Genomic DNA, 14,890 nt, shown 5'->3' on the forward strand with positions numbered 1-14,890 from the left:
ACCGATGAAGGGAATGCGTTCGGTAGGAATCTTGGCCACGGGTTCGTATACTCCCGAGAAAGTGCTGACCAACGCCGATCTGGAAAAAATGGTGGAGACGTCCGACGAATGGATCGTGACGCGGACAGGGATTCGGGAGCGGCGCATCAGTTCGGAGGAACAGGCGTCGTCCGATCTGGCCTATGAAGCGGCGAAGAAGGCGCTGGCCAAGGCGAACATCAGCGCGGATCAGCTGGATATGATCATCGTGGCGACCGTGACGCCCGATAACATGTTCCCTTCCACCGCCTGCCTGCTGCAGGAGAAGCTGGGCGCGACCAAGGCGGCCGCGCTGGACGTATCGGCGGCCTGCACCGGCTTTCTTTACGGCATTGCGGTCGGCAGCCAATTCATTGCCAACGGGATGTATCGGTACGTCCTGGTCATCGGGGTGGAGACACTCTCCAAAATCACCAACTACGAAGACCGCAACACCTGCGTGCTGTTCGGGGACGGAGCGGGCGCGGCGCTGCTCGGCCCGGTGGCGGACGGCTTCGGGTTCCTGGCGTTTGAACTGGGGGCGGACGGCTCCGGCGGCCCGCTGCTCTCCCTGCCGGCCGGCGGTTCGCGCATTCCGGCGAGCCGCGAATCGGTGGAGCAAAAGCTGCATTACATCTCCATGGCGGGCAGCGAAGTGTTCAAGTTCGCCGTGCGCGTGATGAATACCGCAACGGAAACCGTGCTGGAAAAAGCGGGGCTGGCCAAGGAGCAGATCGACCTGCTGGTGCCGCATCAGGCCAACCTGCGGATCATTGATTCGGCGATCAAGCGCTTTGGCTTGTCGGAAGAGAAAGTGGTGGTCAACCTGGACCGCTACGGCAACATGTCTTCGGCCTCCATTCCGGTTGCCCTGGATGAAGCGCTGGCGGAAGGCCGCCTGAAGGAAGGGGACAATGTGGTTCTCGTCGGCTTCGGGGGCGGCCTGACATGGGGGGCTACCTTGCTGCGCTGGAGCACCCGAGAGGCATAAGTTTTTCGAGAGGGGTTATGGAACCAATGGGTAAAATCGCTTTTGTCTTCCCGGGACAAGGATCGCAATTCGTGGGGATGGGCGCAGAGTTGGCCCAAACGCACGCGGCCGCCCGCGAGATTTTTGCCAAGGCGGACAGCGCGCTGGGCTTCCCGTTGTCCACGCTGTGCTTTGAAGGCCCGGAAGAAGAACTGCGCCTGACTGCCAATACGCAGCCGGCCATTCTGACAGCCAGCATGGCGGTCTATGCGGTGCTGAAAGAGAAGCTTCCGGCGTTTCAACCCGATTTTGTGGCGGGACACAGCTTGGGCGAGTATTCCGCGCTGTGTGCGGCGGGCGCGCTGTCGTTTGAAGACGCGGTCAAAACCGTGCGGGCGCGCGGGCAGTTCATGGAAGAAGCCGTCCCGGCGGGCCGCGGCGCGATGGCGGCGGTGCTGGGGATGGACCGTTCCCTGCTGCAGCGGGTATGCGAAGAGGTAAGCGCCTCCGGCCATCCGGTCCAGCTGGCCAATCTGAACTCTCCGGGACAGATCGTCATCTCCGGCAGCGCGGAAGGGGTTCGGCTGGCGGGGGAAAAGGCCAAGGCGGAGGGCGCGAAGCGGGTGATGCCGCTGAATGTGAGCGGTCCGTTCCATTCGGCCCTCATGAAGCCGGCGGCCGACAAGCTGCAGCCTGTGCTGGCCGGCATCGCGGTGCAGGACGCGGCGGTGCCGGTTGTCGCCAATGTGAGCGCCCGTCCGGTGACGAAGGCGGACGAGATCGTCGCGAGCCTGGTGCAGCAGGTGGCTTCCCCCGTGCTTTGGGAAGATTCCGTTCAGTGGATGGTAGCCGAGGGCGTGACCACGTTCGTCGAGATCGGCCCGGGCAAGGTGCTTTCCGGCCTGATCAAGAAGATTGCGCCCTCAGAGACGCAGATCTATGCGGTGCAGGACAGCCAATCGCTGGAAGAACTGGTGAACGGAGGGGTATTATGCTGACAGGCAAAGTGGCGCTGGTCACCGGCGCATCCCGCGGGATCGGGCGGGCGATCGCCCTGCGCCTGGCGGAAGCGGGAGCGGATGTGATCGTCAACTATTCCGGCAGTGAGGCTGCGGCTGCGGAGACGGTGGCCAAGGTGAAGGAATTGGGCCGGCGCGCCATCATGATTCGGGCCAACGTGGGCAGCAGCGAAGAAGTGGAAGCGATGTTCAAAACCGCCCTGGACGAGTTCGGCCGCATCGATATTCTGGTGAACAACGCGGGGATCACGCGCGACAACCTGATCATGCGGATGAAGGAAGAAGAATGGGACGACGTGCTGGCGGTCAATCTGAAAGGCGTGTTCAACTGCATCAAGGCCGCGACGCGCCCCATGATGAAACAGCGCTCGGGCCGGATCATCAACATCACGTCCGTGGTCGGCGTCCTGGGCAATCCGGGACAGGCCAACTACGTGGCGGCCAAGGCAGGGGTGATCGGGCTGACCAAAACGACGGCGCGTGAGCTTGCCTCCCGCAACATCACGGTCAATGCCGTTGCCCCCGGCTTTATCGATACCGACATGACGGCGGGTCTGCCGGAAGAGGTCAAGGCGTCCATGCTGGCGCAAATCCCGCTCGGCCGCCTGGGGCAGGCGGACGAGATCGCCAAGGTGGTCGTGTTCCTCGCCTCCGATGCGGCCAGCTACATGACCGGCCAGACCCTGCACGTCGACGGCGGCATGTACATGTAACGGAACGATTTCGTCCAAAACTGGTTTTTGTCAGGGTCATCCACTATAATACTGGAGAGGGGGTGAAGCAAGATGGCAGATACGTTTGAACGTGTGAAGAAAATCATCGTCGACCGTCTGGGTGTTGACGAATCCAAAATCACGCTGGATGCTTCCTTCAAGGAAGATCTGGGCGCTGATTCGCTGGATGTCGTTGAACTCGTGATGGAGCTCGAGGACGAGTTCGATATGGAGATTTCCGACGAAGACGCTGAAAAAATCTCGACTGTGGGGGAAGTAGTCAATTACATAGATTCCCACAAATAAACATGTGCACGATGGCTGCAGGAGTCCCGTACCCTACGGGACTCCTCCCTTCACATGGAAACATCCTGCCGTGCCCACACGCCCTTATCTGTTTTTCATCCCGCAAGGAACGGAAGCGCAAAGCTGATTTCACATAGAGGTGATCGATCATGAAAAGACGAGTGGTGATTACCGGTGTGGGAGTAATCTCCCCGGTCGGAAACGATGCCGACACGTTCTGGAAAAACTTGCTCGAAGGCAAATCCGGGATCGGGAAAATTACCGCCTTTGACGCATCGGAGTATCCGACGCAGATCGCGGGGGAAGTGAAAAACTTCGATCCGGAACAGTTTATGGATAAAAAAGAGGTGCGCCGGACCGACCGTTATGTCCAGTTTGCCCTGGCGGCCGCGAAGATGGCTGTTGCCCAGTCCAAGCTGGAGATCACGGAGGGGAATGCCGAGCGCGTCGGGGTGTATATCGGTTCGGGGATCGGTGGCCTTGCCACATGGGAGGAGCAGCATTCGCTGCTGCTGGAGAAAGGGCCTCGCCGCGTCAGCCCGTTCTTCATTCCGATGATGATCGCCAACATGGCGTCCGGCCTCATCTCCATCGAGTTCGGGGCCAAAGGGCCGACGTCCAGCGCCATTACCGCCTGCGCCACCGGGACCAATGCCATCGGGGATGCTTTCCGCCTGATCCGGTACGGGGACGCCGATGTGATGATTACCGGCGGCGCCGAAGCTACCATCCGCCCCATGGCGATGGCGGGCTTCTGTGCCATGAAAGCCATGTCCACCCGCAATGATGAGCCCGAAAAGGCAAGCCGTCCGTTTGACAAGGACCGCGACGGTTTCGTGATGGGCGAAGGGGCGGGCATACTGGTGCTCGAGGAACTGGAGCACGCCAAGAAACGGGGGGCCACCATCCTCGCCGAAGTGATCGGGTACGGGATGAGCGCCGATGCCCATCATATCACCGCGCCGGCGCCCGGCGGCGAAGGAGCGGCCCGCTGCATGAAAAACGCGTTGCGCGACGCCGGTGTGGAACCGGATGAAGTGGGTTACATCAATGCGCACGGAACCTCCACGGATCTGGGGGACATCGCCGAGACGCTGGCGATCAAGCAGGTCTTTGGCGACCACGCTTACAAGCTCGCGGTCAGCTCGACCAAATCGATGACCGGCCATCTGCTGGGCGCAACCGGCGGCATTGAAGCGATTGCGACGGCCTTTGCGCTGCGCGATCAAATGCTGCCGCCCACCATCAATCTGGAGAATCCTGATCCGGAATGCGATCTCGATTATGTGCCCAATGTTGCGCGGCCGGCACATGTCCAGGTGGCGATTTCCAATACCTTCGGGTTCGGCGGACACAATGCCACCATTGTGCTGAAACGGTACGAGGCATAATTTTTTTCTGCTGACCGATGATAAAGGACGTAGGAAGTATGGAGAATGGTGGTGAGGGTGTTGGATTTTGCGGAGCTGCAAGAGACGATCGGTGTGCGCTTTCGCGACGAAAGCGTTTTGCGGCAGGCATTCACCCATTCCTCCTATGTGAACGAGCAAAAAGGGAAACGCATGCAGGATAACGAACGGCTTGAGTTCCTGGGAGATGCCGTCCTCGAGCTGACGGTGTCCCAATTTCTGTACAAGATGTTTCCCAAGATGAGCGAAGGGGAGATGACCAAGCTGCGCGCCGCCATCGTATGCGAACCGTCGCTGGTCAAATTTGCGGAACTCCTTCATTTTGGAGATCTGGTGCTATTGGGAAAAGGGGAAGAGCTGACGGGGGGCAGACAGCGGCCCGCCCTTCTTGCCGACGTGTTTGAAGCGTTCATCGGCGCCCTTTACCTGGATCAGGGGCTTGAGGCGGTGTTTTCCTTCATGGAAAAATACGTATACCCCCGCATTGACAAGGGAGAGTTTGCGCAGGTCACCGACTTCAAGAGCCAGCTCCAGGAGTTTGTCCAACAGGATAATCTTGGCGAGCTTCAGTACCGGATCGTACAGGAGAAGGGACCCGCCCACAATCGGGAATTCGTCTCTGAAGTGCTGTTGAACAACCGCTCACTGGGAATAGGCTCCGGCCGCTCCAAGAAAGAAGCCGAGCAGCAGGCGGCTGCCCGTGCCCTGATCAGTCTGGGAGCCATGTAAACGATAGATGGAAGCGAGAGGAAGATAGGTTTCTCTCGCTTTTTTCTTTTCACCCAGTGCGGATGTGCAGCCATGGCGCCAGGTGAGATGAAACGGCAGCGGATCCGGGTGTATAATGAAAGATACATGTACAGGCTTCATTGTTTGCTCTTTTCGTCAGCAACGCATGCAGATTGGGAGGGATAAACAATGAAACGCTATATTACATTGTTAAATTTTGACGGGACATTGACGCAGCAGAAGCTGCTCTCGCGTTATCCCGGCGAATGGATCGATCTGTCCGACATCCGGGGTTCACAAGGGTACTGCGAGATGCCTTCCCTGCAAACGATCAAAAAAAGGTTGCAGTCCAGAAAATACAAAGGCATTACGCTGATCGGAAACGGCAATTACCACTACGTTTCCTATCTGCTGCTCTCTGAATTGAAACAGCCATTCTCCCTCGTGCTGTTCGACCATCACACCGATCTTGCGCTGCATGAGGATGGATCCATGATCTCGTGCGGATCCTGGGTGACATTCGCGCTGAACACATATCCGCTGCTGCAGCATGTCGTCATTATTGGAGCCAACACGTCGAACGGCCGTTTCGACGCAGGGAAAATGCCCGGGAATGTGACGGTGATTTCCGAAAACGAAGTGAAACAATCCTCCGTGATCAGGATGGAGGCGAAGCTTCGGGCCCTTCTGAAGGACCAACCGGTTTATATCAGTGTGGATAAGGATGTTCTCGACAAGAACCATGCAACCACCAATTGGGATCAGGGAAGCATGACCTTGTTGCAGCTGCTGGAACTGATTCGGGATTTGAAACAGAGCAACCCCGTTCTGGGGGTGGATATCTGCGGTGAACTGCCCCTCTCGCCGGTTGATGTGTTATCGCCTGAGCTGGTCCGGCATATGAAAAAGAACGAAAAGGCCAACAGAGCCATCGTCGATGTTGTCTCCGCCAGCTAATATCGAAAAAAGCAAATGCAGCCTGCTTCATAAGGAGCAAGGCTGCATTTTTTGATGCCGCCGGCAACAAAAGAGCACCATTGCAGGGGTCAGGCTATTTTTGGGGGCAACCGGGCGTCATCAGATTGACGGAAGCATTTGCGTATGGTAATTTACATCTAAACGATATATATCGATTCGATGTAAAAAGGAGAATCATACCATGCGGAAACGATTGCAGACAGTTCCACCTTCCGTGCTGATGCTGGCGGCAGGCGCGATGATCAACATGATGGGTTTTTCCTTCGTCTGGCCGCTTACCATGATTTATATTACCCGGGGATGGCACGAGTCGGCGACGACAGCCGGCTGGGTCATGATGCTGGAGGCGGGAGCAGGCGCGCTAGGCAGCATGTCCGGCGGGCTGATTTATGATAAAATAGGGGGAAAACGGACCATTGCGGCGGGGGCGCTGCTTGCTTCTGCTACGGCGTTTGTGCTGGCCTTCTCACCTGGCTGGGCGGTTTTCGTCCTCGCGCTGTCGCTGCTGCATCTCTTTCTGGGTATGATCCTTCCGGGGATCATGGCGATGGCTGGTGCGATGTGGCCCGACGGAGGCCGCCGACCGTTCAATCTGATCTATCTCGCCCAGAATGTTGGGGTGGCGGCAGGGACCGCCCTGGGCGGCATGCTTGCTGCCGTTTCGTTTTCCTGCTCGTTTTTGGCCAATGGCGCGACGTTTTTCCTGTTTGCCCTGCTCTTGCTCGTTGCTCTGCCAAGGGTGAAGGCGGCGGAGACAAACACCGCGTCAATGAAGAGAGATTCCCCCCCAACCGTGAATGAAAATCCGGGCAATGTGCCTGCGCTTCTTCTCCTGTGTGCGGGGATGATGTGCAGCATCATTCCCTATACGCAGTGGCAGGTCAGCATTCCCGCCCACATGCTTCGGCATGGCTACAGCTTGTCGGCGTACAGCGTGCTCTGGACGCTGAACGGCCTGCTGATCCTCCTCCTCCAGCCTGTCGGCTCACGCATGATCAACCGCTATCTCCCGGATGTATCCAGCCAATTGCGGACTGGGGCGGCGATTTATGCAGGCAGTTTCCTCCTGCTTCTTTTTTACCCGCAGTATGCGGGTTTCGTGGCCGCCATGATTCTTTTGACCGTCGGGGAGGTGCTGGTCTGGCCGGGGATTCCCGCTGCCGCACATTCCGTTTCTCCGGAGGGGCGCAGAGGTTTTTACCAGGGCCTGGTGACCGCAAGCAATTATATGGGCCGTATAATCTCACCGCTCATGGGGGGCATGCTGTCAGACCGCTTCTCCCCTTTTCAGATGATGCTTGTCTTCCTGCTTTTTTGCCTGGCCGCCTGGGGCTGTTTCAGCCTGTTCGCGATTGTGAGGAAAAGGGAGCGGGGGAGCTGGCGGAAAGCCCATACCGTTTCATGGGAGTGAATCGAGATGCTGGAACTGGCGATCCTTGGCTTTTTGCGCGAGGAACCGATGCACGGATACGAGTTGAAACAAAGACTGACGATGCTGACCGGCCATTTTCGGCCTGTCAGCGACGGCGCCCTTTATCCGGCGATTGCCCGTCTGGAAAAGCACGGATGGGTGGTCAAGCGGCAGGAGCAGGGAAAAGCCGCCTCGGTCCGACTGGTGCTTACGCTGACGGAGAGCGGCGAAAAGGAACTGCTCGACCGTTTGGCTCATCCCGATGACGTCGATATCTCGGACCGAAACCGTTTTTTTACCTTTTTGGCCTTTTTGAAATATCTGCCCAAGGATCAGCAGCGTAACATCCTGGCGCGGCGCCTCTCGTTCCTCGAAGCGGGGCGCAGCTTTTTTTCCGCGGGCGGCAATCCTGTCGGCATGAGGCAGGAGGAAGATCCTTTCCGCCGCGGCATGCTCCACATTGCCCGGGAGACGAGCCGGGTGGAGAAGGAATGGCTGCGCGCGCAGATCGCCCTGCTTGCGGACGAGGCACTGCAGTGACAGAGCCTTCGCCAATCGGCGCGGCTGTGGTAAGATAGAACAGTTAGGGTTGACGTGGCGGACCGGAATGTGCAGCTGTTTTCCGAAGACATAGGGGGTCGACGTTAACGCCTCGTCCTGAGGCATTGTCGACACTAGCACATCCTGTGCGTCGCAGCTGCGGCTCCGCCTTCGCCCATCGGCGCTCGCCGTGTTTTCTAAGGAGGAACGCATACATGTATTTGAAACGCTTGGAGTTGGCCGGCTTTAAATCGTTTGCCGATCGCACGGAGATGGAGTTTGTCCCCGGCGTTACCGCGGTTGTGGGACCGAACGGCAGCGGCAAAAGCAACGTCTCCGATTCGATCCGTTGGGTGCTTGGCGAACAGAGCGCCAAGTCGCTGCGCGGGGCGAAGATGGAAGACGTGATCTTCGCGGGAAGCGATACCCGCAAGCCCGTCAATTTCGCGGAAGTAACCCTGACGCTGGACAACAGCGACCGGGCGCTCAATCTGGAATACAGCGAGGTATCCGTTACCCGTCGGGTCTACCGGTCCGGCGAGAGCGAATACTTTATCAATAAACGGCCCTGCCGCCTGAAAGACATCACCGAGCTGTTCATGGATACGGGGCTGGGAAAAGAAGCCTATTCCATTATTGGACAGGGAAAAATCGAGGAGATCCTCAGCACCAAGGCGGAGGATCGCCGCGGCATTTTCGAAGAGGCGGCCGGCATCGTCAAATACAAGACCCGCAAGCGGGAAGCGGAGAAAAAGCTGGAAGAAACCGAGCAGAATCTGGTGCGCATCCACGATATCGTGAATGAAATCAACGAACAGATCGGCCCGCTGCGCGAACAGGCCGAAACCGCCAGAACCTACAAGGAATTGCGCCGGCAGCTTACGGAACACGAGGTGGCGCTCTACGTGCAGCAGATCGAAACGACGCATGCCAAATGGGGAGAAGCAAGCCGCCAGGTGGAACTGCTGCGGGAAGAGCTGCTGCGCTACGGGACGGAGGCGAGCAAGCGCGAAGCCGACCTGGAGCAGGCCAAACACCGCGTCAACGAGATCGATCAGTCGATCGAAGAGCTGCAGCAGGTGCTGCTTTCCGTCAGCGAAGAAGTGGAAAAAATGGAAGGGCAGCGCGAGGTTTGGAAGGAGCGGATGCGCAACCTGGCGGCCAACCGGCAGCAGACCATGGAGCAGATGCACCGGATCACCGAGAAGCAGCATGCGACGGACGCGCAGTTGGCGGAAGAGATGCGCCGCGCGGAAGAGACGAAACGGCGCATGGAGGAGGCGCAGTCGGCGCTGGCCGCCGCCGAAAACCAATTCGCCGCTGCCGTCCAGACCTTGACCGACGATGTGGACCGGCTGAAAGGCGACTACTTTGAAAAATTGAACGAGATGGCCAATCTGCGCAACGAGATGCGCCATCACGAGCAGCAGATCCAAACCAACCAGGCGCGGCTTGCGCGCCTGACGCAGGAGAAGGAGCGGCTCGATGCGGAGGAGGCCGCCCGTCAGGAGAAGCTGGCCGGGTACCATGCGGCGCTGCAGGAGATCGACGCTGCCATCCAGGCCGCGCTGGATGAGTACAAGCAGCTGCTGGAAGCCGTCAAGGACGGACAAGCCCGGCTGGAGGCGGCCCGCCAGGAGCAGCGCCGGCTCGAGCAGAAGCGGGAAGCCTGCAAATCGCGCCTGGATCTGCTTAGGGAGATGCAGCACGAGTTTGCCGGATTCCAGCAGGGGGTCAAAGAGATCCTGAAAGCCCGGGAAAACGGTTTTCACGGGATTCACGGGGCGGTAGCCGAACTGGTGACGGTGCCGGAAAAATATGAGACCGCCGTGGAAGTGGCGCTGGGCGGAGCCCTGCAAAACGTGGTCGTGGAAAACGAAGCCGCCGGCCGGGACGCCATCGCGTATCTGAAGAAGCACAACGCCGGGCGCGCCACCTTTCTGCCCCTCGACGTGATCCGGCCCCGTCAGCTTCAGCCGGAGGACCGCCGGCTGATCGAACGGGAAGCCGGTGTCGTCGGGGTAGCCAGCGCGCTGGTCAGCTTCGAGGAGCGGTATCGGTCCATCATCGAATCGCTCCTCGGCAACGTGATCGTGACGGAGAACCTGGAGCAGGCGAACAAGGTGGCGCGGGCATGCGGCTACCGCTATCGGGTGGTGACACTGGAAGGGGATATCGTCAATGCCGGCGGCTCCATGACAGGGGGGGCCCTGAAGAAAAATACGGCCAATCTGCTGGGACGCGGCCGGCAGGCGGAAGAGCTGGAGGCGGAAATGGCCTCCCTCGAGGAGCAGATCGCGGCCATCAGCGATGCGCTCGTCCGCATGCAGGCGGAACTGCGGGAGCAGGAGCAGAAGCAGGATGGACTCCGCACGCAGGGGGAGACGCTGCGGTTGAAGGAACAGGAGATAAAAGGCCATCTCCAGCAGGCGGAAGCGGAAGGGCGCTCCCTCGCCGACCGGCTGCAGCTGGTCAGCCAGGATATGGATGGCCTGGCCCGGGAGATCGAAGAAGCGAACGGCAAGCTGTCCGAACTGGCTGAACGGCTGGTGGAGCTGGAAGCGGAGGAGAAGGGACTGCATGATGCCATTGCAGCCGCAGAAGCCAGACGGCAGGAGCAGCTCACCCACAAGGAAGAGATCAACGAACGGATCACCAGCCTGAAGGTGCTGGATGCCCAGACGACCCAAGAACATCAGTCGCGCCTCGAACAGATCGAGCGGCTGAAGGAACAGCGGCAGGCCCTGCAGCGGGAATGGGAAGAGCTGAACAGCACGCTGACAGAGTTGGATCAGCTGGAGGCCGGCAATGATTCGGTCGGCCAGCAGCTGGAGGCCAAGATCAATGAGCTGCGGCAGGACAAGGAGCGCGTGGCCGGGCTGATCCAGGAACGCCGCGTCGACCGGGCCCATTTGTACAACCAGCAGGAACAGGCGGAGCTGGAAACCAAGGAGATCCGCAGGCAGGTCAAAATGGTGGAAGAGAAGCTGCATCAGGAAGAAGTGAAGGTGAACCGCTTCGATGTCGAGCTGGACAACCTGCTCAACAAGCTCTCCGAGGAATACGAGTTGAGCTACGACCTGGCGAAAGCCAAATATCCGCCCAAAGGGGAGATCGCCAGCGAGCAGCAGATCGTCGCCAGCCTGAAAAGGGAGATCGTCGCCCTCGGCACGGTCAACCTGGGCGCGATTGAGGAATATGAACGCCTGGCGGAGCGGCAGCAGTTTCTAAGCAGTCAGGAAGCCGACCTGAATGAAGCCAAGGCCATGCTTTACCAGGTGATCGCGGAGATGGACGTGGAGATGTCCCGCCGCTTCAAGGAGACGTTTGAGCAGATCCAGGTGCAGTTCCGGGATGTGTTTGTCCAGCTGTTCGGCGGCGGACGGGCCGATCTGATCCTGACCGATCCCGACAAGCTGCTGGAGACGGGAATCGAGATCGTCGCCCAGCCGCCCGGCAAGAAGCTGCAAAACCTGGCTCTGCTGTCCGGCGGCGAACGGGCGCTGACCGCGATGGCGCTGTTGTTTGCCATTCTGCGGGTCAAGCCGGTGCCGTTTTGCGTGCTGGACGAGGTGGAGGCGGCGCTGGACGAGGCCAATGTCGTCCGCTTTGCGGAATACATGCGCGCCTTCAGCAAGGAGACGCAGTTCATCTGCGTCACCCACCGCAAAGGAACCATGGAAAGCGCGGACGTGTTGTACGGGATTACCATGCAGGAAGGCGGCGTCTCGAAAATCGTGTCCGTCCGCCTGGAAGATACGCATAAACTGATCGAAAATGCATCGTAGCAAGCAGGAGGGAGCACCCCCATGAGTTTTTTCAAAAAGCTGCGCGAGGCCATCGTGCAGAAATCCGAAGCGGTTACCCAGAAATTTACCCAGGGGCTGACCAAGACACGGGATCTCCTGGTGGAAAAAGTGGAAGATCTGGTGCGCCGTTACAAGAAGATCGACGAATCGTTTTTTGAAGAGCTGGAAGAGATCCTGATTGCAGCCGACGTGGGCGTAAACACCGTCATGGAGCTGATCGACGAGCTGCGCGGGGAAGTGCGCAAGCATAAGATCGAGAATGCCCTCGACCTGCAGCCGATCCTGTCCGAGAAGCTGGTCGGGCTGCTGAAGAACGACGAGGCGGCCGACACCGCGCTGCGCGTGGAGGACGGCCGGTTAAACGTCATTCTGTTCGTCGGCGTCAACGGCGTCGGGAAGACGACCACCATCGGGAAAATGGCCCATATGTTCAAACAGCAGGGGAAAAAGGTGCTGCTGGCGGCGGGGGATACGTTCCGCGCGGCGGCCATCGAACAGCTGGAAGTATGGGGCCAGCGCGTGGGCGTTGAGGTGATCAAGCATCAGCAGGGGGCTGATCCGGCTGCGGTGATCTTCGACGCCATCCAGGCGGCCAAGTCGCGGGGCGTCGACGTCCTGCTCTGCGATACGGCAGGCCGGCTGCAGAACAAAGTGAACCTGATGGAAGAACTGAACAAGGTATACCGCGTCGTCCAGCGGGAGGTTCCCGACGGCCCGCACGAGGTGCTGCTGGTGCTCGACGCCACCACCGGGCAAAATGCGCTGTCGCAGGCGCGCACCTTCAGCCAGTCGGCGGGGGTGACGGGCATCGTGCTGACCAAGCTGGACGGTACGGCCAAAGGCGGCATCGTGATCGCGATCCGCAACGAACTGCGCATTCCGGTCAAGTACGTGGGACTGGGAGAGAAGATGGATGATCTGCAGCCATTTGATCCCGAGCAGTTTGTCCATGCGCTGTTTGCCGGCCTGATCGAGAAAGAGGCGGCCGAGGAGAAGGCGGAGTAGAAGGGAACCGTCGGACAGCCGTCGCGCCTTGTCCACAGTACGTTTTTGAGACACGAAAAACCCTGCAGCTCTTGGGGAGCCGCAGGGTTTCTATCAGTTGCGGGAGCGGATTTCCTGCCGCATGAACAGGATATAGGACAGCGCGAAGCAGACAGCCGTTGCGGCAAGCAAGCCGACGGACTGCGGCCAGATGAGCAGCAGGCTTTGGCCGAGCGGCAGCGGGCTCGGGATCGCCCCGTAGATCTGCTCCATGGTCAGCGGACCGAGGCTGCGCACGGACGGCGTCAGCATGGTGGTCGTCGCCTCGCTGAACAGCTGGCTGGGCGACAGACGCGTCAATGCCTGCACGAACTGCTGGTGAGACAGCACGCTGTCGGGCGTAACCGCCTCTTTGGGAAACGTCGCATTGGCGATCAGGTTGACGATCAGCGGATAAAAGACGCTGAAAAACAGCCAGACCGCGATGGCGGCAAGGGCGGAGGTGGACGCCTGCCGGAAGCGGGTGGAGAAAAGAATGGCCATGTTCAGCCAGAAGGACACATACAGGACGCTGACGATCAGGAAGAAGACCAGGCGGCCGAACTCCTCCGGCGTCGGCGGAATCCCGATGGCGATCAGGCCCATGCCCATGACCAGGAAGCCCAGGGCAAACAGCAGGGCGCTGATCACGATCAGCGCCGCTACGAATTTGGCGTTGATCACATAATCCCGGTAAATGGGCTGGGACAGCAGACGGCTCAGCGTCCCCTTGTTCCGTTCCGCATTGATGGCGTCAAAGCCCATGGCGATGCCAAAGAGCGGCCCCAGAAAGCCGACGAAGGTGATGAAGGGAGGCAGCGTGCCGTCCGAGACGGTGAACAGTTTCAGGAACAGAAACGCGGCCTGTGCGTCATCTTTGGAGACGGCTTCGCGCAGGGTGGACATCGCCGTGTACAGCGAGCCGATGCAGGTCAGAAACAACAGCGCCACCAGAATCAGAAAGCGCCAGCTGCGCAGGTGGTCGGCAATCTCTTTTTGCACGATGACCCAAAACGGATGCATTTACATCCCCCCTTCGAAATAGCGGTGATAGATCTCGTCCAGGCCGTACTCCTGCTGCGCCAGGTAGTGCAGGGATTCCCCGGCGGAGACGGCCAGTCTGGCGATGTCGGCGCTGACATCCCGCCGGGCATGGATCTTGAGCGTATTGGCTGTTTTGTCCACCCCCGTCACCCCGTCCATGGCGGCGAGGCTCTCCAGAAACGAATCGCTGCAAGGGGAGACCCTGGTTTCAATCAGGACGGCTTCCTGGCCGAATAACTGGCGTGACAGGCCGGGCACATCGCCCACCGCGAGGAGCCGGCCGGCAACGAACAGGCCGACCCGATCGCAAATTTGCTGAACCTGGTGCAGATGATGAGAAGAGAGAAGAACGGTGAGCCCCTCTTCCTTGCTCAGCTGCCGGATCAGCTTGAGAAATTCGCGCACCCCTTCTGGGTCAATGCCCAGCGTCGGTTCATCCAGAATGATCACTTCCGGCTCCTTGATCAGCACATCGGCCAGACCCAACCGCTGCCGCATCCCGCGGGAATAGGTCCCCGCCTTTTTGCCGGCGTGTTCCTCAAGGCCAACCCGCGCTAACAGGGCTTGTGCCCGGGCTGTGCCTTCCTCTCTCGACAGGCCGTTCAGCCGGGCGGTAAACAGCAGGTTTTCCAGACCGGTCAAATCATCGTAGAACCCGACGTCATCGGGAAGGTAACCCACCTTCCGTTTGACTTCAATCGCTTCCCGCGTCGAGTTGTGCCCGCAGACATGGACGCTGCCGGAGGTTGGTTCGGTCAGACCCAGCATCATCAGAATGGTGGTCGACTTGCCGGCTCCGTTGGGTCCCAGCAGGCCGAATATTTCCCCGCGCGGGATGGTGAGCGACAGATGGTCAACGGCGACATGATCGCCGTACTGCTTGGTCAGTTCCTCCAGGACGATCACTGGCTCACGCATTCC

General features: G+C 59.4%; 13 protein-coding genes. 11 read left to right on the plus strand and 2 right to left on the minus strand.

Features of this window, described 5'->3' with window-relative positions; translation table 11 throughout:
• The first annotated feature begins 4 nt into the window (after positions 1 to 4).
• From G3578_RS01710 to ftsY, 11 genes are all read left to right on the plus strand, one after another.
• Positions 5 to 1,009: a beta-ketoacyl-ACP synthase III gene (locus G3578_RS01710; protein WP_165208003.1), complete on the plus strand. Its 1,005-nt coding sequence runs from the start codon at positions 5 to 7 to the stop codon at positions 1,007 to 1,009.
• A gap of 26 nt (positions 1,010 to 1,035) precedes the next feature.
• Positions 1,036 to 1,986 (plus strand): ACP S-malonyltransferase, encoded by a 951-nt coding sequence (gene fabD, locus G3578_RS01715; protein ID WP_165208004.1) that lies wholly within the window; start codon positions 1,036 to 1,038, stop codon positions 1,984 to 1,986.
• The gene (gene fabG, locus G3578_RS01720) at positions 1,980 to 2,720 is read left to right on the plus strand and encodes a 3-oxoacyl-[acyl-carrier-protein] reductase (RefSeq protein ID WP_165208005.1); all 741 of its coding nucleotides are present in this window, start codon (positions 1,980 to 1,982) and stop codon (positions 2,718 to 2,720) included. Before fabD ends, fabG begins: the two co-directional genes overlap by 7 nt.
• Positions 2,721 to 2,792: 72 nt before the next feature.
• Positions 2,793 to 3,026, plus strand: a complete 234-nt coding sequence (acpP, locus tag G3578_RS01725; RefSeq protein ID WP_165208006.1) for an acyl carrier protein — start codon at positions 2,793 to 2,795, stop codon at positions 3,024 to 3,026.
• Between the two features lie 149 nt (positions 3,027 to 3,175).
• Complete coding sequence (gene fabF, locus G3578_RS01730) at positions 3,176 to 4,417, plus strand: beta-ketoacyl-ACP synthase II (RefSeq protein ID WP_165208007.1); 1,242 nt, start codon at positions 3,176 to 3,178, stop codon at positions 4,415 to 4,417.
• Positions 4,418 to 4,462: 45 nt separating this feature from the next.
• The gene (gene rnc, locus G3578_RS01735; RefSeq protein WP_165208008.1) at positions 4,463 to 5,164 is read left to right on the plus strand and encodes a ribonuclease III; all 702 of its coding nucleotides are present in this window, start codon (positions 4,463 to 4,465) and stop codon (positions 5,162 to 5,164) included.
• 189 nt (positions 5,165 to 5,353) lie between these two features.
• Entirely contained in the window at positions 5,354 to 6,121 is a 768-nt protein-coding gene (locus G3578_RS01740; protein ID WP_165208009.1) for an arginase family protein, read from the plus strand.
• A gap of 202 nt (positions 6,122 to 6,323) precedes the next feature.
• The gene (locus G3578_RS01745) at positions 6,324 to 7,553 is read left to right on the plus strand and encodes an MFS transporter (RefSeq protein WP_165208010.1); all 1,230 of its coding nucleotides are present in this window, start codon (positions 6,324 to 6,326) and stop codon (positions 7,551 to 7,553) included.
• Positions 7,554 to 7,559: 6 nt separating this feature from the next.
• Positions 7,560 to 8,093, plus strand: a complete 534-nt coding sequence (locus G3578_RS01750; protein ID WP_165208011.1) for a PadR family transcriptional regulator — start codon at positions 7,560 to 7,562, stop codon at positions 8,091 to 8,093.
• Positions 8,094 to 8,308: 215 nt separating this feature from the next.
• Entirely contained in the window at positions 8,309 to 11,881 is a 3,573-nt protein-coding gene (gene smc / locus G3578_RS01755; protein ID WP_165208012.1) for a chromosome segregation protein SMC, read from the plus strand.
• A 21-nt stretch (positions 11,882 to 11,902) separates the two neighbouring features.
• The gene (gene ftsY / locus G3578_RS01760) at positions 11,903 to 12,907 is read left to right on the plus strand and encodes a signal recognition particle-docking protein FtsY (protein ID WP_165208013.1); all 1,005 of its coding nucleotides are present in this window, start codon (positions 11,903 to 11,905) and stop codon (positions 12,905 to 12,907) included.
• Between the two features lie 93 nt (positions 12,908 to 13,000).
• On the opposite strand, the gene G3578_RS01765 is transcribed toward ftsY, so the two are convergent.
• Together G3578_RS01765 and G3578_RS01770 are read right to left on the minus strand one after the other, a co-directional pair.
• Entirely contained in the window at positions 13,001 to 13,948 is a 948-nt protein-coding gene (locus G3578_RS01765; RefSeq protein WP_165208015.1) for an ABC transporter permease, read from the minus strand.
• Positions 13,949 to 14,887: an ABC transporter ATP-binding protein gene (locus G3578_RS01770; RefSeq protein ID WP_165208017.1), complete on the minus strand. Its 939-nt coding sequence runs from the start codon at positions 14,885 to 14,887 to the stop codon at positions 13,949 to 13,951.
• Positions 14,888 to 14,890: the final 3 nt, after the last annotated feature.

It is taken from the genome of Brevibacillus sp. SYP-B805, from assembly GCF_011059135.1.
In the GTDB taxonomy this organism is placed as follows: Bacteria; Bacillota; Bacilli; order Brevibacillales; family Brevibacillaceae; genus Brevibacillus_F.